This is a genomic window from Nitrospirota bacterium, assembly GCA_040755395.1.
Taxonomy (GTDB): domain Bacteria; phylum Nitrospirota; class Nitrospiria; order Nitrospirales; family Nitrospiraceae; genus DATLZU01.
Map to the genome: position 1 here is coordinate 1 of JBFMAX010000005.1, position 23,314 is coordinate 23,314.

Genomic DNA, 23,314 nt, shown 5'->3' on the forward strand with positions numbered 1-23,314 from the left:
GGTTGGACTCGGCGGGGAACTTACTGGACTGAGGGCTCGTTCCTCCATCGTGATTCCCTCCCTGTGCCCAGAGAGGGAGGAATTTCAGATGAAAACTCAGGGGGGAGTTTCGCATGAAAGCTGACAATGCGCTTTCGTGTCGAGGAGTTGCCGAACGGTCTCCGCGATCCGAGGACCGGTGGGGGTGACATTGTCGAGCTGAGGCGCAAATCCGGCTGTCCGGTCGTCCAACCCCATTGCGTAAACAGGCACCTTGGCGCGCCACATCAGTTCGTAGGCTATGGACCGCGCAGCTCCGGCGATGGCGAAATCGGAATCGACGACCAGTCCCACGCGCGTCCGCGCGAGCGATTCCAACATGATGTCGGTCACCGTGAACGGTTTGAGCCACACCACATGAACGAGATCGCAAACGATCCCGTCGCGGGCCAGCAGATCTACCGCCTCAAGCGCGTTCAGACGAGCAGCGCTAATCGCAAGGATGGTGATATCTGCCCGCTCGTTCAGCCGATGGGCCAGTTCTTCATGGATTGGAAAGCTCCGGCGATGCTCGCTGACATAGAGAGGATTGTCGTGGGCCAGAAACCACTCCCAGGCGGCCTGCCATTCCTTTGGAGTCATCGGGGCAACCACAGGCATGCCAGGCATGCGGATCACCATCCCGTGATGGCAGCCCGTTGATGAAGGCCCGATGCCACCTTCCATCGCAATGGCCCTCACGAACAGCGGACAGGGAATCTTCCACATGTCTTTGGATTTGGCCGCGTAATTGAGCAAAGGCGCCGCGTTGTACCACATGAACCCCTGATAGCGGATCACATAAATCGGTCGCCGCCCCATGAGAGCGGCCCCAACGGCGATGCCGGCGTTCGCCACATCGGCGATGGAGAGTTCGACGATACCCTTCTCCTCTGACAACTCCGGGACGGTTCCGCCAATCCAGCCGACCGCGGTCACACATTGGCCGAACAGCAGGCCATTGTGCTTGGTCAGATGCTCGCGCGTGATGGTTCTTATGGTGTCAGCAACCGTGCTCGCCATGCGGCCTCGACTCGTCTGCGGGTCTCCTCCTCAATGACTGCAGCCTCGTCTGCGAGGCCAAGCTTCCGCACTTCTTCCTTGAACCAGTCAAACCGATTCCAGGCGGGAACCCCATCAACCCCTGTTCCAGCATGCCATCGGTGGCGGCAGGTCCGGATGTTCAGGAACGCCGGAAGGTGAGACCGCAGTTCCTGGACCTGGTGGGCGATGAGCCACGGATCGTCGGTGATGTCACTGGCCACCAGGCCCAAGGCGTTCGCGACCTCGACAATGCTCCAAGAGCGACGGACAGATACCGGTGTCAGAATGGACAGGTTGTTGTCTTCACAGATGAACAGCACAGGGAGTTGCTTGGTCGCAGCGAAGCCCATGGCCCCATAGACATAGTCTTCCTCGGCCGCGGCGTCTCCGAAGACCGCCAGGGTCGGCCGGCCCGATGCCAGCGCTGCACCAACCGCGATGGGTACCTGATCCCCAATGAGACCGCTATGCCCGTACAGCCCGATGGTCGCCCCGTGCAAGGAGGCGGATCCCCCCATTCCACCGCTGCACCCGGTCGACCGATGGAGGAGTTCATCGATAAGCGCCTCCATGTCGCCGCCAAAGGATAGATAGTACGAGTGCACTCGATGTTGTCCGAAGATCAACCAGTCGCGCGTCACTGCCGAAATCGCCGCCGGGATGTGTTCCTGTCCGAGCGAGAGATAGATCGGCATCTTGATAACACCCGTGTCGTAGACCCGGGCCGCTTCGAGTTCAAACCAACGATTGAGGCAGGTTTGCCGAAACATCGCGAGCGTGCGAGCCGTGGGGCTGGCTTGGGCAAGTCCGGGGACTTGCCCAAGCGTGGCACTGTGCTCTCGCTCCACCGTCTTCGCTGACGTTCGTCCTTCCATAATGGTTGATGGCGCTTTTTTCACACCGGATCTCCGGCAAGACCTCCGCGTATCAGTCTGTTTTCTGAAAGCCTCGAACCGGCGCCCTGTTCGCATGCGAGTCCGGGGGGTGGCGGCGGCCCACCCACCGGCGGGTGTTGCTGGTCACCGGTCCGGCTCACGCTCAGATTACGATGGGCCGAGACACGTACTCAGCGGGCGACAAGCATCCGACAGTTGCCGATCCCTGGCGGCATGTTCCTCCGCATACTCGTGCTCTCGATCAAAAAACACAATTTGGCTCCCTGTACTGGCCACGCTCATCGGTACATGAATGAGACGATTAAGCCGGTTCCGCACGGACGTCCGGGCGTCCGGTGTCACGAAGAGCAAGAGAAACCCGCCACCGCCAGCCCCGGTCAGTTTGCCTCCAATAGCGCCAGCGGAGCGCGCTGCGGCATAAAGTTCATCGACATAGTCGTTCGAGACCATGTGGCTGAGGCTGCGTTTCGCTTCCCAGGCCTCGTGCAGCAACTCGCCGAAGGCGACGAGACTTCCTCCGCTCGACAGCACCGATAGGCCTTCGTCCACAAGATCCTTGATGATGCGAAGATGTCGCCGTCGTTCCTCGAGATGGCTGACATAGCTGTCGGCCACCTGGGACGCCGTTCGTTGAATCCCGGTGTAGAAGAGCATCAAGTGCTCGTTGAGTTCCTGGACCCGGGAAGCTGAGAGAGGGACTGGGCGGACCGAGAACGTCCCGTTTTGGAGAAAACTGATATGGTTCAATCCACCGTACGCAGCCAGGATTTGATCTTGGCAGCCCACCGTTTCACGCAGGAGACCCTGTTCGACATGGATGGCTTCCTCAGCCAGTTGCTGGCGACTCACCATCTGCCCCTTGAGCGCATGAAGGACATGCAGAAGGCCCACCGTGAACGCCGAACTCGACCCCATGCCGCTGCGTGCCGGCAGATCGCCATCGTGATGGATCTCCACCCCGCGGGTCACCCCGAGAAACTGAAGGACCGTCCTGACGGCGGGATGCTCGATATCGGCGACCGCGACACGATCCTCAATCTTGGAGTACACAATGCGGAACCGATGTTCGAAGAACGGCGGGAGGTATCGGCACGTCAGGTAGCAATACTTGTCGATGGCGGCTCCCAGAACAGCCCCACCGTGAGTTCGGAACCATGAGGGATAATCCGTTCCGCCGCCGAAGAAGGAGATGCGAAACGGAGTTCGACTGATAATCATGGAGATCCCCCTGCCATGCGTGCAGGCCGGACATCTGCCAGACAAGCCGATTGAAAAAAAGCGTCGGCTTGACGATAAGACTCCGGCGTCCCAATATCCAAGAAGGGCCAATGCCCCGAGAAACCGACCAGTCGCCGCGCGAGCCACCGAGGGATGATTTCGTGTTCCAGCGAGAGGGGTACTCCCGCAGGGATGGTAGCCACTAGCTCTCGCGCGAACAGATACTGCCCGGCGTTGATCCATGCGCCGACAGGAGGGGCAGCCTTTTCATGGAAGGTCATAATGCGACCTTCGCTATTCAGACCGACGGTGCCATACCGGAGCGGATCCGGAACCTTCACGAGAAGCAGTGACCCATCCGCTCCTCGTTGGCAATGAGAGGCAAGAAAGTGATCGAGCGGTGCGTCACAGTATGAGTCGCCGTTGAGAACGAGAACTGGATCTGAATCAAGAAAAGGCAACGCCAACCGAAGCGCGCCTGCCGTTCCGAGAGGACTCTCTTCCTGAGCATATCGGATCTCCATGTCCAGCCAGGTTCCGTCGCTGAAGTAACGCCGGATCTGGTGAGCCCCGTACCCGACGCAGAGAACCACTTCCCGGACACCCCACCGTCGCAGCCTGAGCAGCAGCCATTCGAGAAAAGGCCGGCCAGCGACCAGCGCCATTGGCTTGGGCCGATCGGTCACGCAGGAACGTAAACGCACCCCTTGGCCGCCGGCCAGTATGACCGCTGGTATGTCATGAACCTGAATATCAGGTATTGCCATAACGCATGGACCCCATGATCGTATACGCCTTGATCAGCTCTTCGATTCCCTCCTCGAGGCTCCAGACCGGCCGATACCCCGTAGCACGAAACCGCGCACTGGAAACGGTGTAATCGCGTTGATCGGGATCACGCCCGATCGGCGCCTCGAAGAAGACGAATTCAGGCAACACCCGCTGAATAACCCGGCACAGCTCAAGTTTCGACAGATTGGCGTCGTCTAGCCCGACGTTGTACGGTTGATTTTTCACCGCGTCGAACTGATCGATGACGTGCAGGAATGCCCGCGCAACATCGCGCACGTGTATGTAGTTGCGTTTGGCATGCCCTTCAAAGATCACGACAGCCCGATCGTGGACCGCGTGCCAGACAAAGTCGTTGACCAATAGGTCAACTCTCATGCGTGGCGATGGTCCAAACACCGTGGCGAGACGCAGCGCGACCGCATTACCCCGGTCCAGCACCACTTGCTCGGCTTGCACTTTCGTCTCGCCGTACAGGCTGATCGGCCGGAGCGGGGACTGTTCCGTGCACAGAACGCCCGGCTGCCCAATGCCGTATCCGCTGTTCGTGGTCGGGAACAGAAGCCATTGCTGCGGAGAGGACAATTTGCATAGGAGACGAATCGCCTCAAGATTCGTGGTGAGCGCTCCGACACGATCACGGTCGCACGCTGGCGCACCCACCAGGGCGGCCAAGGGAATCAAGAGATCCATTCGAGGCAACAAATCGTTGAGAATCCGTTCGTCGCGGCAGTCCCCGCGGATAATCTCCAGCCCTTCTTTGTGGCAACACTCCAGGAGACTGGTTTGGCGATAAAGAAAATTATCGAGGACCGTAACGCGAAATCCTCTGGCGAGCAGCGCGCGTGTCAACACTGATCCGATGTAGCCAGCCCCACCCGTGATGAACACTCGCCGCCCGTCTTTCATCACTGGCACACCTGTTGCCTGTCGGTGGTCTCCCGTGTGGCTCGCTGTCCCAGAAACCACGCGATCGTTTTTTGCAGCCCTTCTTCCAGGCTCGTGAACGCAAAATCCGGAAAGTAGTCTGAAAACCGGGCGCTTCGAAGCCTCCTGACGCGAACACCTTCTGGTTTGCCATGGTCGAAAAGGATCGGCCCGTGATAGCCCATCTTTCCCGCGATGAGCTCCGCGAGCCGGCGAATGGTGATCCCACGATCAGGAGCCACGATGACAGAATCCGGACCGCCAGAGGATTTCAGGAGCATTCCGAGCACCCGCGCCACATCATCGACAAAGACAAATTGCCGAACGGCTTCTCCGCTCCCCCAGACCACGAACGGCTCCCCTTCCTGCTGAGCCTGCCAGCATCGCTGGATCAGCGCAGCCACAACGTGACTCCTGCGCGGATCACAATTGTCGCCTGGTCCGTACATCGTGACCGGCGTGATCGTGCTGCATGACCATCCATACTGCTGGGCCATCAGGTGGACCTGGACGTCGAGCATCCGCTTGGCGTACCCATAGCCGAGATTGCCCGAAAAGGGCGATCCGGTATGAAGATCCGATTCAGTTACGACACGGTCACTTACGGGGAATGCACAGGACGAGAGCACGCCGATCAGTCGCTCCACACCCTCTTGATAGGCAGCCGCGAGTACATTGGTGTTGATGAGCACATTGTCTATGAAAAAGTCGGCATTCCGCTCGCAATTGGCGTGGACCCCTCCCACCCAGGCAGCCAAATGAAGGACCCGACGGGGTCGGACACGTCTGAACAGGGCCGTTACCTCGGTCCGATCGCGCAAGTCAGCCTCGTGTCTGGAGATAAACGTCGCCAACGGAAACAGCCGGCGAACGGCCGAGCCTAGGAGTCCGCTGCCGCCAGTGACCATCAGGTCGGTCATGCCGCCTCCAGCACGATGTTCGCGATGCGGTCCACATCGACCGGATCCAGCGAATGGTGATTCGGCAGGAAGAAACCACAGTGATGGATGCGGTCGGCCATGGGAAAACTTGCTTTTCCATAGCGATTGATCCAGAACGGATGCAGGCCGAGATTGCCAGCGGAGAAGAGGCGGGTTTCCACGCCGTGAGCGATTAGAGCCGAGACGATGCGTTTTCGTTGCTCTGTGTGATCGGCCAGGAGACCATAGTGAATGCTGGCCACGCGGGCCCCCGCAGGCGGTTGCTGACTGCGGAAACGGCCGGCCAAATGCCTGGCATAACGCTCGTGGTTGGCCCGTCTTTGCGCCGTCATGGCGTCAAGTTTGTCCAATTGGCCAAGGCCGATGAAGGCATTCAGATCCGTGGATCGCAGATTGAAGCCGGGTTCATAGAACACGAAGGGCGAATGAAAATCGTCGATTTCGTATCGACGAATCAGAGCCTGGTGACTCTCAGCATCGAGATCCCTGCTCCACCCATGACTGCGCAGGAGCCGGAGCAAGTCAGCGAATCGCTTGTCCTCCGTCGAGACCATGCCGCCCTCGATCGTGGACATTTGGTGCCCGAAATAAAAAGAGAAACTGGCCAGATCACCGAATGTTCCAACCCGTCTGCCATGGTACTCTGCGCCGATCGCAGCACAGGCGTCTTCGAGAAGAATGAAGCCGTACCGAGATTTGAGATCAAGCAACTCGTCCATCTTGTGAGGGACGCCCAAAACCTGGACCAACAACACCGTGGCTGCTCCCGTCCGCCGTAAGAGATCTTCCAGGTGGTTCAACTCCAGCCCGAAGGTGTCCGGATCGGCCTCACACATGACCGGCTGAAAACCGAACTGAATCGCGGGCGCGATCGACGTCGCCCACCCCACACTGGGAACAATGACCGTGGTGTTTCTTAGTCGGCCGCTCACAAGCAGCGCGTAATACATGAGCAGGTTGGCGGACGATCCTGAATTGCAGAACACCGAATAGGGGATTCCCAGCCACTGGCTCCAACGTGTCTCGAATTCACGGGTGATCGCCCCTTGTGTCAGACGTGGATAGGTCTGTAACCACGCAACCAGCCGGTTCACGTCGTGCCGATCAATCGTATCTTCAGCCAGATGCCACCGAATGGCTGGTGCCGTCACGCTTGATGATGGTTGCATAGGTAGAATCGCCCCCAGTATCCAGGACCAGAGTCAGAGAGGAGCCAACTCGACATGCTACCTTTCAGAGTCAGCGATCGGATCCTCAACCAGTCGCCACGGTAGTGCACGAACCGCTTCTGGAACCTGACTTGGTGGCGTCATGAGAGACAGTCCCCTACTGATCCGATTTCTTACCAGGTCCTGAACCCTCTCCGTGGACTACCAAGATGTGTGCCAAACCGTGGTTGCCTGAAAAGGCGGCCAATCAATGAGGAATTTTTCAGAAATCATACCTTTCTCTTGGCTCGCCTCGGCAATCTCTGCCGGAGCATCGATGCCGATCCGGCAAGAATAGCCAGAAACAGGTGGGATGAGCCTGGACCGCCTGAGGTTCCGGATGCTCCCAGTCTGTCAACGGGTTGACGGGCGGGAGATGAGTGTGCCTCCTTCGCAACGAGCAGGTTCGCTGGAACTTGCTCCACAGTCCCCACAGTCCGGTTTGGAAGGCCCGTTGACTCCCACTCGTGGCTCGGATCCGATGCCGCCAAGTAGCCGATGAACGGGGCCCGCGCTCGTATGAACCACCGCTTCGAGGCCATGCTGGAGGAATTGCGGTTGCGTTGCGAACAATTGGACATTCATCGCAACCTTTTACGGGAATTGACCCTCTATGTCTCGGCGCTAGGTGCCGCGTGGGGCGCGGGCACGAGCCGATTGTGCGGGAGATGCTGGAGGAATTCGCCGGGTAGGCGTTCCCCATTGCCGTCTTGGTTTCATCGTCGATCCGACATCCGTACAGATTAACGAGCGCAGGATGATGGATGAGCACGTCATGTCCCAGGTTCACGTTGGCTGCGATCGGTATATCCGTTCTGCCTTGCCCTGCACAGACACAAACGGTCCTCAGTGACCGATCACGATACATACCCGCACGTCCGCTCCGAAGTACTGTGTACAACACAACTTGCAAAACCTCGTATACGGCGGACCCATCGCCTCATCATCCCGGCAAGAACTGCCGAACCGCTAGGCTACTGCAACATGTCGTCGTTCGTCGTCACAGTTTCTCCGTTGGTTGCTTCTGAAAAACGAAAAGCTCGATGGCCTTCTGCACTGTCCCTCCCCATCCCCGGTATTCGATGTATTCCATCTGATTGAAGCGAAACTCGATGCCCACGACACAGCAGTCCGGTTGTTCCGACACGTTTTTGACGATTCCGGCCAGATTGCTCACATGTCCGATGCCTGGCAACGCGAACTCCAAGCGTACTGCGGTGTCCGGATACAGATTCTGCAACGGCGGAACGAGCGCGGCGCGGCAACCGGAGATGCTCAGATCCCGCAAGATGCCGCCGAGCAAAGGACCTGACGGGGCATGATGACCCTGCGTGTCACCGTCGACTCGCAGAAGTAGCAACGGCTCATGGCTTGGCACCCGCAGGTGCTTTCTCACCAGCACCTGCTCGACCTGCTTCGGATAGGCCAGGAACAAGAGCGGCACCGGCGTGCGAGTCGCGGTGCGGACTTCGCTGCGAAAGCCGATCAACTTGCCGGCCAAGAAATATCGCACGACGCACGGTGCGCTCGGCTCGCAGGCCACTGCTTCCCCAAGCTGGAAAGGCCATTCACAAATGAGCCAGGCGCCTTCCTTCCATCCCAGCAGCGTCGAGCCGCACTGAACATTGTGTCCCTCAGCCCGCAGGTTCAGTTGCAACGCCGATCCGACCTCCAGAAAAGACGGCGCCGTGAGATCGTCCGATTCCCGGCCATTCATGAGCGACCTCCATCAAGCACGTCGTTCGGATTCAAGCCAGCGACTGTGGGATCGAGCACTGTCTCGATCGCACGCACCGGCTTGCACACCTGGGTGGCCAGATCGAGGGACTCCGGCTTGTGCAGCGCGCTCCCAGATCCGTCTCTGAGCACCAGGACAATCGGCTTGAGCGGTTCGTGATGATTGATTTTGCTCACGACCGCGATCTCACCGGTGTTCAGCACAACACAGGAACCGACGGGGTAAACCCCGACCACTTGGATGAACCGTTGGACCAGCTCGCTGTGGAGATGGCTGCACTGGCCCAGCATGTAGAGAAACTGAAGCGCCTCGTGCGGCGGCTTCGCCTTGTGGTAGCACCTATCACTCGTGATCGCGTCGTAGATGTCCACCACGGCCGCAATCATACCGAACTGGCTTAAGTCCTCTTTTTTTCGCCGATAGGGGTAACCGGTGCCGTCCACCCGCTCGTGGTGTTCCAGCGCCGGCCGGAGACAAGTGTCGTCCAATCCGGTGGTGGAAGACAGGATCTCCACGCCCCGCATGACGTGCTGCTTCATGAGCTCGAATTCGTGCGGTTCGAACTTTCCGGGTTTGTTCAGAATCTCGAGGGGGATTTTGGTCTTCCCAATGTCGTGAAGGAGGGCACCCACACCTAACCGGTGGAGTGCAATCTGGTTGCAACCGAGTCGACGACCCAGTGCAAGCGCCAGGACTGAGGTATTGACGGAGTGGTAAAAGGTATATTCGTCGAATTTCTTGAGCCGCGAGAGGCTCGTCAGCGCGTCCGGATTTCTTAGCACACTGTCCGCCATTTCCGACACCACGTGGTTGACCGCGTCCACGTTGATTTCGCGCCCCATGCGGACGTCGTGCATGGCGCCTTCGATGATGTGCTTGGCCGCGCGGTACACCTGCCGCGCGGCGGGAAGCTCCTCTTCGAAGGAGGTCGCTGGAGGCGGTTCTGGCACTTCAGGCTGAGCGACCCCTAGAGCAGCGGCTGTTTCCTGCGGACCCGATGGCATCGCCTCCTCTGGTCGATCGACAACCGCCGCTTCATGGCTGTCTTCGATCTCCACATCGACGAACCGGATTCCGTTGGCTTTGAGCGCCTCGATCTCGGTCTTGTCCGTCACGCGCATCCGATGGCTAAGAAACGGCGTCTCCAACCACGACCGATCCAACCTGACAATGCGCATCCCGACGGTGAGCTGTTCGACTGGAATACGTTTGCGCATATGGAGGCCCCATCAAGAAACCAAGATCGCTGGATATTCCAGGAACGCAGACGCGCTCATTGGCCCAGGACGGACCCCGCCCTGCAGGCTCCATCGGCAGTAACGGGAAAAATCTTGAGGCATCGGAAGACATTCAACAGAACACCCCGATCTTTTTTTCCGGAAGGCGCCGATGTTACTGCGCCTATGCCAGCGGTAGGCGAGGTTCCAACGCTATCAAGTTCGGGATTATTTCAGCCGATAAGAAACCCGTCCCCGTGCGCCGGGTGACACCCTTCGTCCTGGACGAGCGTCGGAGATCCGCTTTTCCCGTTTTCAACCATTAAGGCAGCGCAGCCGTGAGAGCTATGGGAACGCGCAAGCGCATCGCCGTCGACCAGTTGAAGCCCGGCATGTTCCTCGTCGAACTGGACCGACCATGGATCAAGACCCCCCTTCTCTTCCACAAGCGGCTCATCAGGCGGCCGGAGGAGATCGATCTCCTCAAACGGCACGGCATCCGTGAAGTCACGATCGATCTTGGCAAGGGAGCGGATATCGATAAATCAGCCGGTAGCGCTCCAGCCTCGTTGCCGCAATCCGCAGAGACGCCAGCCACCAACCCGGACACGCGAGTACCGTCGGATAGGCCTGGTCTCTTGCCCGGGACCGGCAAGCTGCTCGCCGCCCGCAAAATGTACGCCGAGGCCCACTCCGTGATGGAGTGCTTCCTTGATGACGCCACGATGGATCGCGAGCCGGCCATCACCCCGCTCAAGGACCTCGTCTCGACTATGCTCGACCGCATCCTCGACGACCGCACGTCGGTGCTGACCCAGCTCTTCCTCGGGCAAATGCAACGATACGACCGGAGCCTTGCAGTTCATGCCGTCGACACCTGCGTGCTCTCCCTGATTTTCGGCACTGAATTCGGACTTACGGGCGAGGACCGAGAGGCTGTGGGCACCGGCGCCCTCCTGCACGACATCGGCTATCTTCGGCTTCCGCGCAATCTGTACCGTAGGGCGCACAGTTGCACGGAACAGGAACGTCGACTCATGCAAGAGCATCCGCGCCTCGGCGTGGCTATGCTAGCTGGGAGCAAAGATGTGCGCGACAACATTGCCCGCGTGGTGAGGGAACATCACGAGCGGCGTGATGGCTCGGGTTTTCCGGCAGGTCTCGCCGGCCCAGCGATTTCCCCTCTCAGCCAACTCGTGGGGCTAGTGGACACCTACGACGGTCTCGTCAACCCCCGAGGCAGTCAGACGCCTTTGATCCCACACGAAGCGATCAGACAACTGTTTGTCCTGGGACAAAAGGGGCAGTTCGAAATGGAGATCGTCGAAGTGGCCATCAAGGCTCTCGGCGTCTATCCGATCGGCAGCCTGGTGCAACTGAATACCGGGGAACGGGGCGTCGTCGTCGCCGTCAATCCGTTGCAACGGTTGAAGCCCGTTCTTGCCCTAATTTCGGACGCTCACCAGCAATTGTCTCAGGAGCCGCTGTTCGTGGATTTGTCCGAGCAGGATGCTTCCGCTCCGCCGCGATCGATTGTGCAATGTTTGGACCCGGCTCATGAGCGTATCGACATCGCGGCATATCTGCAACTCTGTCTCAACGGCCAACAGACATGATGAATCCGGCGCGCATGAGACGGTCGGTGAACGCCGACTCTGCGATCGACGAGAAAACGGTGGACCGGGCCGTTTTGGACGCCCTGCCGGTCGGAGTGTGCCTCTTGGATCACGACGGACACATCCTCGCCGCGAACGCGGAGGCGGTACGTTTACTGGGATGGAGCGAGGCTTCGCTCAGACGAAAATGCCTGGGCGAAGTCCTGGGTTGGTCCGGCGACGCGAACAACCACACGAACGGACAGCAGGCCATCGTCGGCGCGATTCGGCAGCAGCAGACAAGCTCCGGCGGGGAAGCGGTGATCCGACGCCGCGACGGCCGAGAGGTCACCCTCGAATGGACGTGCAGGCCGCTCAAGGATTCGCTTGGCGTGACGGTCTTTAGTTTTCGAGACCTGACACCCCAACTCGAGCTGCAGCGTGACCGCGACCGCCTCGCCGCCATCGCCGAGGAAAGCCCCTACCCGGTTGTCGAGCTGGACGCCGATGCGAATCTCTACTACGCGAATCCCATGATGACGACCCTATTGGAGCGTTTCGGATACAACGAGGCGGGGTTCCCAGCGGTGTTTCCGTCCGGGATGAGCGGCCTTGTCAGTCGCTGCTTAAAGTCTGGCACTCCCATTCACAGCCAGGATGTCGATGTCGGAACCGCTTCCTACTCCTGGACCTTCTGCCCGGTCGCAGCGACCCAATCCGTACGCGGCTATGCGATCGACATGACGATCGTTAAAGCGGCAGAGCGGGAGTTGCGGCGATCGGCCGAGGACTTGCGAGTCGCCAACCGCGAGCTTGATGCCGCCCTCTCCCAAGCGCAACATGCATCCAAGGCCAAGACCGATTTCCTGGCCACTATCAGCCATGAGCTACGCACGCCCATGAACGGCGTGATCGGCATGACCGAGTTGTTGCTCGACACGAAGCTGACGCAGGAGCAACGGTCGTTCACGGAGACCATCCGGCAATGCGGGAAGGCACTGCTCGCCATCATTAACGACATTCTCGATTGCAGCAAGATCGAAGCGGGGAAACTGGAACTCGAGCACATCGATTTCGATCTGCGAGCGATGGTCGAGGATGTATTGATGCAATTCGCTGAACCGGCCCAAACGAAAGGGCTGGAGATCACAGGGCTGGTTCACGCGGACGTGCCCACGGCCTTACGAGGCGATCCCGGCCGTCTCCGACAGGTACTCACCAACCTGGTCGGCAACGCCGTGAAGTTCACAGACCAGGGGGAAGTCGTGCTGAAAGTAAAACCCGCGCCACACGAAGATCTTGCCGGCGCTCCCGCCCTTTCGTCAGGCGAGGTACTGCTGCATATTTCCGTATCGGACACCGGTATCGGCATAGACCCGGATGCGCAAGCGCGTTTATTTGAACCCTTCACGCAGGCCGATAGTTCCACGACACGACGCTACGGGGGAACCGGACTCGGTTTGTCAATCTGTAAAAAGCTGGTCGAACTGATGGGGGGCCGCATAGGCGTCCATAGCATCTCGGGCCGAGGGAGCACGTTTTGGTTTACGGTCAGATTGGCCCAACAAGCCACCGTCCAGCCGGCCTCGTTGGCGGCGATGGAATTACGCGGTCGCCGGATCTTGATCGTAGACGATAACGAATCCAACCGGACGATTCTGCATCATTTAGTGTCTTCCTGGGGTATGGTGGATGACCGGGCAGACAGCGCCGCTCAGGCGCTTGAACTGGTACGGCGCGCGGCGGCGCGCAAAAGGTCCTATGACCTGGCCATTCTGGACATAGGTATGCCCGGCCAGGACGGTCTCCAGTTGGCGCGCACGCTCAAGGCCGATCCGGCCACTGCAGCGCTGCCGTTGGTGATGCTCACGTCATGGGTCCAGCGTGGGCATGCGCAGGAGGCGCGCGATGCCGGCGCCGTCGCCTATCTGACCAAGCCGGTCCGGAAGGATCAGCTGCACGATTGTCTTCGGACGGTGCTTGGTCTGGTAAGTGTCCAGACGGCGAAAGAACCCGGTCAGCGTCGCCCTGAGCTGTCCGGCCAGCCGTTCATCACAGGTCATGCGCTGGCTGTCGGCCGAACCAGGACAAGAATTTTGGTAGCCGAGGACAACATCGTGAATCAGACGGTCACGGTCAGGATATTGGAGAAGCTAGGATATCAGGTTGATGTCGTCGTGAACGGGGCCGAGGTGGTGAAGGCGCTCGAGCGCGCCACCTATGCAGCTGTCCTCATGGACATCCAGATGCCGGAGATGGACGGGCTTGAAGCCACGCGCCTGATTCGGAAACGTGAGGCGACAAATTCTTCCTTCCACGCCTCACCCTTTATGCCTCACCCCTCACGAGTTCCGATCATCGCCATGACAGCCAACGCGATGCAGGGCGATCGAGAACGCTGCTTGGCCGCCGGCATGGACGACTACCTAGCGAAACCGATTAAGACCGAAGACCTTCGCGCAGCGTTGGACCGCTGGATTGCTCCTTCGCCGGCTCAGCCAGGGGAAGGGACGGCACCGCTCACCGTCCCCACCGCAGTGACCGACGAGTCGGCGTCGGGCCCAGACCCTGTGGCACTCCCGCCCACCGTCTTCGACCCGGACACCATGCTTGCGAATGTCGGCGGCGACATTCATTTGCAAGATGAACTGATCTCCCTCTTTTTGACGCGCTACCCGGCGATGCTGGACGATACCTGCAAGGCCGTGGCCGCGCAAGATTGCCTCGCGCTGGAACGAGCCGTGCATACTCTCAAAGGAACAGCCGCCAATCTGTGCGCACGGGACCTGGCTCACGCCGCCGGAAACGTGGAAGCCCTCTGTCGGCTTGGCCTGATGGAGGAAGCCAAGAGCGCATGCATGAACCTTGAGCGTGAAGTGACTCGCCTGGCTCAAGCGCTGCGAAACCGTCTGGATGGCGGCAAGCCTCTGCGTTCGCCAGAAGAACGATCTTGAGCTATCAGAACCGGACTTGGGCTACGACTGGCAGGCGGCTTGCGGCTGCGCGGACCGTGATGGCTGCAGCTGGTCCCCGGAGAAAAGCGGATAGCGGGTCGGATAGCGTTCGTCCAGAACAAGTTGCTTACACAGCTTGGTGCGCCAGTTCATCAGAATCGGCCCTCGTAAATTGGCGGTGATCCGAGCGGGATCTTCGGAAGGAATGGTTAGGATAGTCATGAGCGCCAGATCATCCGCATCCCGGCCTTTCACTTCGGCTAACGCTTCGTCCGGGATCTCCACCTGATAGTCCGGCTTAAACAGGGCCGGGTCCATAATCACAAAGGCCAAGCTTCCTTCCTCCGCGCATTGCAGCCACTTGAACGCCACGTCCGTGTCATGGTCCAGAAGCACATACTTGGTCCAATCCGAAAACCCGAGGATGCCCGAGGGAAACGTCAGAACCTTTTCGTCGTGGATATCAAGCGGGCCGAAGCGGGTGGAGGCGATTCTCATAGACGATCCTCAACAGCCACGCCGGACGAGTCCGGGAATGAAGTTCTTAAAGGCGTCCAGGGGAACGACCTTGGTCGCGGCGGCGATCTTGTTCTCTTCCTGAATTCTGGTGTAGATCTCGTCGCGGTGGACCTCCACGTTCACCGGGGCCTCGATGCCCAGCCGGACCTGCCCTCCCTTCACGCCAAGCACGACAATCCGTATGTCGGGGCCGACGGTCACGCCTTCGCCCTTTTTTCTCGTCAGTACCAACATGTTGGCTCTCACCCCTAGCCTCTCACCGCTTAGCGTAGAAATCTCAGCAGGGTGTTGTCGAAAATCCGCGTCAGGGCTCGACTGGCCGCCTCCAGCGCATATTGTTGCAGCGTCAAGTCCGAGATCGCCTTCACCAGATCCACATCTTCGTTCCGCGACAGCGTCTCGGTGACGAAGCCCTTGGCTTCGTCCAGACGCAAGGACGTCGTTTCCAGACGATTCGCGAGTGCCCCAACTTCACCCTGGACCGAACCGATCTGGGTCAATGCCTTGTTCACGTCGGCCAGAGCCTGGGAAATCCCTCCCCGGTAGTTTCCGTTGAGAGCCCCGTAGAGATTGACCATCACGGCGAAAAGGTCCGCCGTCGGACCGCTGAATACCTGGCTCCCCGGCACGTTGCTTTTGAGCGTCTGGTTGTCTCCGATCTCGACGTTCTGAAGCCTATCGTCTCCCTGGTACTGCACCCCGGCTACGATGCTGAACCGGTCTCCCGCAGCAGGACCCGATACGCCATTGGCGATGGAGACCTGGATGCCGTCGAAGCTCACCGCGTTGCCGGAGCCATAGGCCTGATTGGTCAAGACGGCGCGAGCATTCAGCGTGACCGCGAAGCGGTCTCCGCTTTGGGGAGAACCCTTGGTACCGTTGCTCAAGACGACCCGAAGTCCGTCGAAGTCGATCGCCCCGCCGGATACATAGCTGTTGCCGGCGGACACGGTAGCCCCGGTCGTCGTGTTCACGATGTCGAACTGCGTCGAGGAGGTGAACCGGATCTCATAAGCGTCCAAGGTCACCTTGGTCGGCTCAACAACCCCTGCGTCCGTTAGGACTGCCCCTCCCGTGTTGGCCCCATTGGCGGCGACTGTAACAGGCGAGGACACGTTGTAGACATCGAAGGCGGTCGGCGAGCTGAACCGGATGATGTAGTTGTCGAACGTCACCAGGCTTTGGTCCGTGACCCGTCCCTGCGCGATCAAGCCGCCCCCGGTGTTCGTACCGGCCGCCTCCGTGGTCGCCGTGACCTGAAACGGATTAGCGCCGGTCGTGGTACTCCCGCCGTTGAATCCGAGGGACGCGAGCGCGCTTCCACCGATGACTCGAACCGACGAAACTTCTCCATACCCGTTTGAGGCGATCACCAGCCGCCCTGATTGGAACGTGACCGCGACGCTTTTCTCCGCTGCGCTGAGGGCGGAGTCCGCATTGATGCGGCTTTGCAGCCGTGCGGCCAGCGCTGAACCGCTCAAGGCTTCCGTTCCGGAGGTCAAATCGACCGAACCGGACGAAATGCCGTCCACCGATACTTGCAGCGTGTCGTTCACGCCGTTGGTCAGCGTCACCGGTACGTTGATCGCGACGCCGGTAGCTCGCCCGTGTGCGCTGGTTCCGGTAAAGATTGCCTCGCCGTTAAGTTCCGTATTAGCGATCTGTTTTAACTCCTGGACGATCTGGCGGATTTCTCGCGCGCCGATCGCTCGTTCGGAGGCTCCGTTCGTGTCGCTTCGCAAACGGATAGCGAGCTCCTGCGCGCGCGCCAAAATCGTTGCCGTATGGGTCATGGCCTTGTCCGTCAGATCCACTCGGGCCGTCGCAAATTGGATGTTCCGCAGGAGCCGGTCGATCTGCGCCAGCGATGATTTGTCGAACACAATGGTGTTGAAGGCTCCAGGATCATCGGAGGGGCGGGAGATCCGCTTGCCCGTGGAGATCTGCTCTTGCGTGTTCAGGAGTCGCACCCGCGCCCGTTGGAGGTTGTTCGTCAGGACCGAGAAAATCTGTTGTTCCGTGACGCGCATCATGCCGTTCTGTCTTCTTAGCGTTTCAGACCGAGCAGCGTCTGCATCATCTCGTCTGCGATGACGATCATGCGAGACGCCGCCTCAAAGGCCCGTTGGTACTTCATCATGTTGACCAGCTCCTCGTCGATCGAGACTCCGGAAACCTGCGCCCGGAACGTCTGCAGTTGTTCTTGGATGAATTGGCGGGCTTGGGATTCCCGGTCCGCCGCCTGGGCCGAGACCCCAAGACCGGTCGCCGCTTGCCGGTAGGCGTCGTTGAACGTCAGGTTGCCCAGACTCGCCAAGGCAGTGTTTTGTAGAGCGATCAACGCCAGCACGGTCGCATTGTTCCCGGGAATCCCCGCCAGTGTGGACGAAGCCGCAACTTGTTGGCCGCTGGTAATAGCCACGGAAAGATTCTTCGCCGCATCCGTCCGCGAGTTGAACGCGAACACGTCATTGACCGCCGGCGCGCCGCTCAGGGTCACGCTGATGCCATCCACGTTGAAGCTCTGTGGACCGCTATACGTCCCCGAAGCAGCCGTGCTCGTTCCGCTGAGCAGACCCAGCGACGCGCGCGCAGTACCGCCAGTGACCGCCACCGCCGAAGTGGACGCCGCTGAGTTCGAGGTGATAACGAACCGGCGGGTCATCACGTCAAAGGTGACGGTGACGCTCTTTCCCGCAGCGGCTAGCGTGGCATCCGCGTTGATCTTGCTCTGCAGCTCAGAAGCTAGGGCGGCTCCGCTAGTGTAAGGCTGTCCGGGAGGCGCCGCGCCGGTCAACGTGACCGTGCCCGAGGCGACCCCGTCCACCGTGAGCGTCAAGGTGTCGTTCGTGCCCGTGACGATCAGGATCGGCGTCTCCGGGGTCGGCGCGGCAATGGCCGTTCCGGTGTAGTTTCCCTTGATAGGGACGCCGGTCGTCACATCGATGATCGAATAAGCGCTCGCCGATGAGAACCGGATCTCGTAGTCGTGGAAGGCGAGCAGGCTGTTGGCCGTAATGGCTCCGCTTCCAATCACCCCGGTGCCCGTGTTCGCGCTCTTGCTCGCCGTGGTCACCGAGAGCGGCACAAAGAAGTCCAACCCGGTGGATCCGTCCAAGCCGTATCCTTGACGGTGCAGTTGATTAACTTCGTTCGCGAGCGAGGCGGCCAACGTGTCGAAGCTACGCTGCAACTGCGGGATCGTGACATCGCGCACGTCCAACAGTCCCTTGAGCTTCCCGTCCGAGATCTGCGACGTGATGACGAGGGCCTTCGTCCCCCCGATGTTGTAGCCGACCTCCACCAAACCGTTGTTGTCCAAGTTTTCGACACCCGTGAGACTGCGGGTGGTCGCATCCTCGACAAGCGACAGGCCTCGTCCGATAAAGACCGACACCGCCCCGGTCGGGGTTTCGATCGCGGCGATATCAATCCGTTGAGCGAGGTCGTTCAGCGCCTGGTCCCGTTGGTCCCGCAGGTCGTTGGCATTTTGCCCGGTCACTTCGGCCGACACGATCTTCCCGTTCAGCTCCGCGATCTGGTCGGCGAGGCTATTGATTTCCGTGATGGTCTGTTTGACTTGGGCGTTCAACGCCAGGCGAGATTCGCTCAAATAGGAGGCCGTTTCGTTCAAACCTGCGGCGAGCGTGCCGGCCTTGGCCAGCAGCACAGACCTCGGAGTCGATTGGCCCGGCGCAGTCGAGACATCCGACAGCGCCTTGAAAAATTCGTCGAACAGGGCCGAGAGTCCCTGATCGTTGGAGTCCCCGAACAAGCTCTGGAGCCTGAACAATTCGTCACGCGTCACCGTGAGGCGTCCGATACTTTCGTAGGAGTGTGTCAGTTCGCGGTTGATGAAGGTATCGACTGCCCGGCGGATCTGCGTCACCCGAACGCCTGTGCCGATCTGTCCTGGACGAAGATTCACGGGCTGGTTTTCACTCAGCATCACTTCCTGTCTGGAATAGCCCGGTGTATTGACGTTGGCGACATTGTGACCGGTCACCGTCAACCCTTGTTGTGCGACGGTCAATGCGGTCTTCGCGATGTCGAACAGTCCCGTGAGTCCCATCCCTTCAACCTTTCTGCATGACCATCGCCGCGGCGGCGCCAGCCGTTTGGACCCGGCCTGAAGCCGAATAGAGCCCGTCCCCGCCCATGGCGTCCTGCCAGACCCTGAGTCCGCGATACAAGAAATTTTGGAAGTCGGCGATCATCATGGCGTTCAAAGCGATCTCACGGCGAACTCGACGGATCGTGGCGGCGAAATTCTCGAGTCGCTGGTCGAGCAATCGGGCGTCCGGCGTCTTCACGCGCGAGAGCACGACCGACAGGCTCATCTTCTCCCGGTCGAGCTTCAAGTCATCCGCGAGACGCCCCATCACGGCTGAGCGCTCCTCTTCCAAGGCCTGAAGAGTCTGGAGAATGTTCACCCTGGTTTCGTTGATCTCGGCGAATTGTTGAATCGCCAGACGGCGGACGGCGATCCGCTCTTGCTGAACCGTCGCTTCCAGCCGATCGCATTGGATCTCTTCACGGCGGAGGATATCGATCAGGTGGGTGATGAGCGAGTGTATGTCCCGCATACGTCTCCCCGCGTCAGGGTCCGGCTGAGCCAGTGTGCGTCCCCGGCCGCCGCCTGCTCAGATCGGGGTCCTGCAGCAGAGAGGAGCGGATCAGAGAACGGCGTCCGTCAGAACGTCCCGAATGATTGCGTCCGCGACCTGCTTGCCCTTCACGTCGTAGGTGCCGGCCTCGATCGCCTTGCGGATCTGCTCGACCCGTTCGGTCCGAACGAGATCGGGCTGATCGATCAGAGTCTTGATCCGTTGGAGCTCCTTGGCCTCCTTCGAGATCTCAACCTGATCGCGGCGGACAGAAAGGTCGCCTTGCTTCTTGCCGGCAACCTTCTCCGTCTCCTGGACGCCGAGCAGAACCTTGGCCAGCTCATTTGCCCGGCCGTTGCCTGAAATGCGCATCGCTCAACTCCTTATTCCCTCCGGAGGGCAAAACCTGCAGAGAGCGCCCCTGTCCCCCTGCACTTTCGGCCCCGTCGGTTGTTATATCGGCAAAAATCGGTCCGGACTTGAGCGTTATTTTATCACCTGATTCCGCCTGCTTATGAGCATAATGGGCCTCGATCATCGCAGCCAACCCGAGACCGCCAGCCTGGGCGGCCAACCGGCCGATCTCCTGATCGTAGAATGTGTAGAACATTTGCCCAGCTTTGTTCTCGAACAGGCCGGTGGGCACCGTTTCCCGCATCGCTTTCATCAACTGCCCGATGAAATAGCCTTCGAATTCTTGCGCAGCTTCCTTGAGACTCCGTAAATCCTTGGGGTTGGCCGTAACGGCGTGCCCGGCTCGGTCCATCGCGCGGCTCAGGCTCAGCTCGGCCAAGCCTCGGCTCGTATCGTGCAGCACGATACTGTCCATTCACAACCTCCTCATCCCGAACAGCGCCATGATCCTGACCCTGTGATCCACGCGGTCGTCGGGGTCAGATGATTTCGAGATTCGCCTGCAACGCGCCAGCCGATCTCAACGCCGATAAAATCGCCACCAGGTCGCGTGGCGTGACACCCACGGCGTTGAGAGCCCTGACCACATCCCCGAGCGTGACCGTCTCGTCCACCACCATCAACCGCGCTTCTTGTTCCTTCACTTCGGCCTGCACATCTGGCGTCACAACCGTTTGGCCGCCGGTGGACCCGATGACCGGTGCCGGAGGCTGCGACACGTTGAGCGTGCTCTTCACAGAGATTGTGAGATTGCCGTGCGAGATGGCGCATGTCGAGAGCCGTACGTACTCGCCCAACACCACGGTGCCCGTCCGTTCATTCACGACGACTTTTGCCGGCGCGTCCACTGCCACCTCGAGGCCCTCGATCTGGGCGATGTACTCGGCGACCCGACCTTGAAAACTGTTTGGAATCGACGACTTCACCAGCGTGGCATTCACCGGAACGGCTGTCCCCCGCCCGAACATGTTATCGATTGCTTCCGCTGTCCGGATGGCAGTCGTAAAATCACCTTGCCGCAGCAAAATCGACACAGAATCCCAGTGTTCGATGTTGACCGCAGCTTCTTTCTCAATGATGGCGCCGCCCGGCACCACGCCGGCGGCCTGGTGGTTCTTGGTCACCGTCGCGCCGCCGGCCCCGCCGACCCCGCCCAGGAATCCGCCGATCGACACCGGTCCTTGAGCCACGGCGTACACCTGTTGATTCGCCGCCTTCAATGGGGTGAGCAACAAGGTTCCTCCCTGTAAGCTCTTGGCATTGGCCATCGACGACACCACCGCGTCGACGGTCATGCCGGGCTTTGCGAAAGGCGGCAGCTTGGCCGTCACCATCACCGAGGCGATGTTCCGCGTCAGCAACTGAATCGGGTCGATCACCAGATTAATCCCCATCTTATTGAGCATCGACATCATCGCTTGGATCGTGAACTGGCCGCCGATGACCTGATCGCCGCTGCGATCCAAGCCGACGACAAGGCCATACCCGATCAACTGGTTTTCGCGCACGCCTTCGAACGTGCCGATATCCTTGATCCGCACGGCTTCGGCCGTTCCGGCTAGCAACACATAGCAAATGGCGAATAGCAGAGTGCGACGAACCTGAGAGGATCGAATGGTAAACGGCGAGAAGCGTCTCATCCCGGTTCCCTCTTACCGACTCCTGACCGCCAGCGGCAAGCTATTGGCTCCTCATGAGCACGGTCCAACCGGGGACAGGCACCGCGTGGGGACTGTCCCCCTTCTCACGCGGATCCACTCCCCTTAGAACGGATAAATCCAGTCCAGAATTCTCACCAACCAGCCAGGCCGTTGCACGTCATCGACGACCCCCAAGCCTGAATATTCGATCCTCGCATCCGCAATGGCCGTCGAGAGCACCGTGTTCTTGGTATCCACATCGACACGACGGACAACCCCGGCGATCTTCATGACCTGCTTTTCGCTGTTGACCGTGACTTCCCGGCTGCCCTCGATGCGAAGATCGCCGTTGGGAAGGACCTCCGTCACCATCGCCGAGATCGTGCCGGTCAACGTGTCCGCCCGGCTCGTCGCACCTTTTCCGCCGAACTTATTTTTGGCGCCGGCATCAACGCCGAGTCCGCGCTTCGCTTCTGCGCCCAGCCGGAATCCCGGAATGCCGAGATAGCCGATTCCCGTTCCCGATAAGCCATTCTCGATGGTGGATTCCCGCTCGGCCTTCGTATCGGCAGTCTTGGACCCACTGTGCTTCTCGACGATTTTGACTGTGAGGATGTCCCCGACCCGCATGGCCCGCAAATCCTCATAGAGATAGGCCCGCCCGTTTTCTTCCTGCCACAGCGAGCCCGTGGTCTTGGGAGGAGGCAAAGGCGCCACCACGACTTTGGATTGGACCGGTTCAGTGGACTGGCATCCGGCGAGGCTGACGCCGATCGCCAGCGCCAGGCACGCGAGACCGGATCCGGCCCGAAGGCCTCCGCGATCAATAGTCAACACGGACCACTCCTGGGGCGACGACTTTGGCTTTGATCTCCCGGCCGGAATCGAGATTGGCGACGGAGACGTACTGCCCGAGTTGACCCGCAGACCTGCTGACGCCCACGGTGTGGATGTAGAGCCCCCCGCCTTTCGCTTCAATCGTGACCCGATCGCCCCTGCGCACGACGTAGGCTTTCCTGAGCACCGACAGCCGTACCGGGCTTTGCGCCTGAATGGGAATGGCGGCGCTCTTGCCGATGACGTCGTTCATGTCCACGGCGAAGTTGTGCTTGAGATCCACGAGCTTCACCCGCGTGAGGGTCAAATCGTCCGCCTCGATTAGCTCATCCGGCTTGATCAGCCGTTTCGCCGCCACGACATCCGCGTACGCGGCGATGTCCGCCAGCGCCTCGACCGTACCGGCATCCCGGCCGTTCGCCCGCATCAGCACGCGAAAGAGACGGCGGCCTAGACCCTCTTGGAGCGCACCGGGCAGGACGGCCAATTCGAGCGCGCCTCCCGGCGCAGGGATCGGTTCCTGCGGGTCGAGCAGCGTGACCCGGACCTCGTGCGCCTTGCCGCCGAAGTGTCGCTCGAGATGGCGGGCGATCGTCTGGCGGATGAGTTCCGGTTGGACGACGAAGCCGTTTCTCTTCGCGCTCACCGGGATCGACTCTCCGGATCCGCGTTGGGCCGCCTCGGCCCACCCGAGCGCGAGACCCATGAACGCCCAGACGGCAACCCCGATTCTCAAGGCCTGCGCCATCTTG

Annotated in this window: 21 protein-coding genes; 2 read left to right on the forward strand and 19 right to left on the reverse strand. The window is 60.1% G+C overall.

The window, feature by feature from the left end; translation table 11 throughout:
- Positions 1 to 96: 96 nt before the first annotated feature.
- The 9 genes from AB1555_09600 to AB1555_09640 all read right to left on the reverse strand — a co-directional run bounded on the left by AB1555_09600 (position 97) and on the right by AB1555_09640 (position 9,996).
- Entirely contained in the window at positions 97 to 1,041 is a 945-nt protein-coding gene (locus AB1555_09600) for a transketolase C-terminal domain-containing protein (GenBank protein ID MEW6246951.1), read from the reverse strand.
- On the reverse strand, positions 1,014 to 1,832 hold the full coding sequence (locus AB1555_09605; protein ID MEW6246952.1) for a thiamine pyrophosphate-dependent enzyme: 819 nt from the start codon (positions 1,830 to 1,832) through the stop codon (positions 1,014 to 1,016). Before AB1555_09605 ends, AB1555_09600 begins: the two co-directional genes overlap by 28 nt.
- 273 nt (positions 1,833 to 2,105) lie before the next feature.
- Complete coding sequence (locus AB1555_09610) at positions 2,106 to 3,176, reverse strand: kinase (protein MEW6246953.1); 1,071 nt, start codon at positions 3,174 to 3,176, stop codon at positions 2,106 to 2,108.
- Positions 3,173 to 3,943 (reverse strand): nucleotidyltransferase family protein, encoded by a 771-nt coding sequence (locus AB1555_09615; protein MEW6246954.1) that lies wholly within the window; start codon positions 3,941 to 3,943, stop codon positions 3,173 to 3,175. The genes AB1555_09610 and AB1555_09615 overlap by 4 nt, the downstream gene beginning before the upstream one ends.
- Positions 3,930 to 4,874, reverse strand: coding sequence for an NAD(P)-dependent oxidoreductase (locus tag AB1555_09620; protein MEW6246955.1), 945 nt, complete (start codon positions 4,872 to 4,874; stop codon positions 3,930 to 3,932). Before AB1555_09620 ends, AB1555_09615 begins: the two co-directional genes overlap by 14 nt.
- Positions 4,874 to 5,812 (reverse strand): NAD-dependent epimerase/dehydratase family protein, encoded by a 939-nt coding sequence (locus tag AB1555_09625; GenBank protein ID MEW6246956.1) that lies wholly within the window; start codon positions 5,810 to 5,812, stop codon positions 4,874 to 4,876. Before AB1555_09625 ends, AB1555_09620 begins: the two co-directional genes overlap by 1 nt.
- Entirely contained in the window at positions 5,809 to 7,002 is a 1,194-nt protein-coding gene (locus AB1555_09630; GenBank protein MEW6246957.1) for a DegT/DnrJ/EryC1/StrS family aminotransferase, read from the reverse strand. Before AB1555_09630 ends, AB1555_09625 begins: the two co-directional genes overlap by 4 nt.
- A gap of 1,039 nt (positions 7,003 to 8,041) precedes the next feature.
- The gene (locus tag AB1555_09635) at positions 8,042 to 8,758 is read right to left on the reverse strand and encodes a flagellar brake protein (protein MEW6246958.1); all 717 of its coding nucleotides are present in this window, start codon (positions 8,756 to 8,758) and stop codon (positions 8,042 to 8,044) included.
- Positions 8,755 to 9,996 carry an HD-GYP domain-containing protein gene (locus AB1555_09640; protein ID MEW6246959.1) on the reverse strand — a complete coding sequence of 414 codons (1,242 nt, stop codon included), beginning with the start codon at positions 9,994 to 9,996 and terminating at the stop codon, positions 8,755 to 8,757. The genes AB1555_09635 and AB1555_09640 overlap by 4 nt, the downstream gene beginning before the upstream one ends.
- Positions 9,997 to 10,343: 347 nt before the next feature.
- On the opposite strand from AB1555_09640, the gene AB1555_09645 reads away from it, so the two are divergent.
- Both AB1555_09645 and AB1555_09650 read left to right on the forward strand, forming a co-directional pair.
- Positions 10,344 to 11,612 (forward strand): DUF3391 domain-containing protein, encoded by a 1,269-nt coding sequence (locus tag AB1555_09645; GenBank protein MEW6246960.1) that lies wholly within the window; start codon positions 10,344 to 10,346, stop codon positions 11,610 to 11,612.
- A 26-nt stretch (positions 11,613 to 11,638) separates the two neighbouring features.
- Positions 11,639 to 14,545, forward strand: coding sequence for a response regulator (locus AB1555_09650; GenBank protein MEW6246961.1), 2,907 nt, complete (start codon positions 11,639 to 11,641; stop codon positions 14,543 to 14,545).
- Positions 14,546 to 14,566: 21 nt separating this feature from the next.
- Here AB1555_09650 and AB1555_09655 read toward each other — a convergent pair whose 3' ends face one another.
- The 10 genes from AB1555_09655 to flgA all read right to left on the reverse strand — a co-directional run bounded on the left by AB1555_09655 (position 14,567) and on the right by flgA (position 23,310).
- Complete coding sequence (locus AB1555_09655; protein ID MEW6246962.1) at positions 14,567 to 15,043, reverse strand: flagellar assembly protein FliW; 477 nt, start codon at positions 15,041 to 15,043, stop codon at positions 14,567 to 14,569.
- Positions 15,044 to 15,052: 9 nt separating this feature from the next.
- A complete protein-coding gene (gene csrA, locus AB1555_09660; protein MEW6246963.1) occupies positions 15,053 to 15,298 on the reverse strand; it encodes a carbon storage regulator CsrA in 246 nt (81 codons plus the stop codon).
- 29 nt (positions 15,299 to 15,327) lie between these two features.
- Complete coding sequence (locus AB1555_09665; GenBank protein MEW6246964.1) at positions 15,328 to 17,097, reverse strand: flagellin; 1,770 nt, start codon at positions 17,095 to 17,097, stop codon at positions 15,328 to 15,330.
- Positions 17,098 to 17,111: 14 nt separating this feature from the next.
- On the reverse strand, positions 17,112 to 19,136 hold the full coding sequence (gene flgK / locus AB1555_09670; protein ID MEW6246965.1) for a flagellar hook-associated protein FlgK: 2,025 nt from the start codon (positions 19,134 to 19,136) through the stop codon (positions 17,112 to 17,114).
- Between the two features lie 4 nt (positions 19,137 to 19,140).
- Positions 19,141 to 19,650, reverse strand: a complete 510-nt coding sequence (locus AB1555_09675; GenBank protein MEW6246966.1) for a flagellar protein FlgN — start codon at positions 19,648 to 19,650, stop codon at positions 19,141 to 19,143.
- A 90-nt stretch (positions 19,651 to 19,740) separates the two neighbouring features.
- Positions 19,741 to 20,043, reverse strand: a complete 303-nt coding sequence (gene flgM / locus AB1555_09680) for a flagellar biosynthesis anti-sigma factor FlgM (protein MEW6246967.1) — start codon at positions 20,041 to 20,043, stop codon at positions 19,741 to 19,743.
- Complete coding sequence (locus AB1555_09685; GenBank protein ID MEW6246968.1) at positions 20,012 to 20,500, reverse strand: rod-binding protein; 489 nt, start codon at positions 20,498 to 20,500, stop codon at positions 20,012 to 20,014. Before AB1555_09685 ends, flgM begins: the two co-directional genes overlap by 32 nt.
- Before the next feature lie 64 nt (positions 20,501 to 20,564).
- Positions 20,565 to 21,725, reverse strand: coding sequence for a flagellar basal body P-ring protein FlgI (locus AB1555_09690; GenBank protein ID MEW6246969.1), 1,161 nt, complete (start codon positions 21,723 to 21,725; stop codon positions 20,565 to 20,567).
- Positions 21,726 to 21,848: 123 nt separating this feature from the next.
- A complete protein-coding gene (locus tag AB1555_09695) occupies positions 21,849 to 22,562 on the reverse strand; it encodes a flagellar basal body L-ring protein FlgH (protein ID MEW6246970.1) in 714 nt (237 codons plus the stop codon).
- Complete coding sequence (gene flgA / locus AB1555_09700; protein ID MEW6246971.1) at positions 22,549 to 23,310, reverse strand: flagellar basal body P-ring formation chaperone FlgA; 762 nt, start codon at positions 23,308 to 23,310, stop codon at positions 22,549 to 22,551. Before flgA ends, AB1555_09695 begins: the two co-directional genes overlap by 14 nt.
- Positions 23,311 to 23,314: the final 4 nt, after the last annotated feature.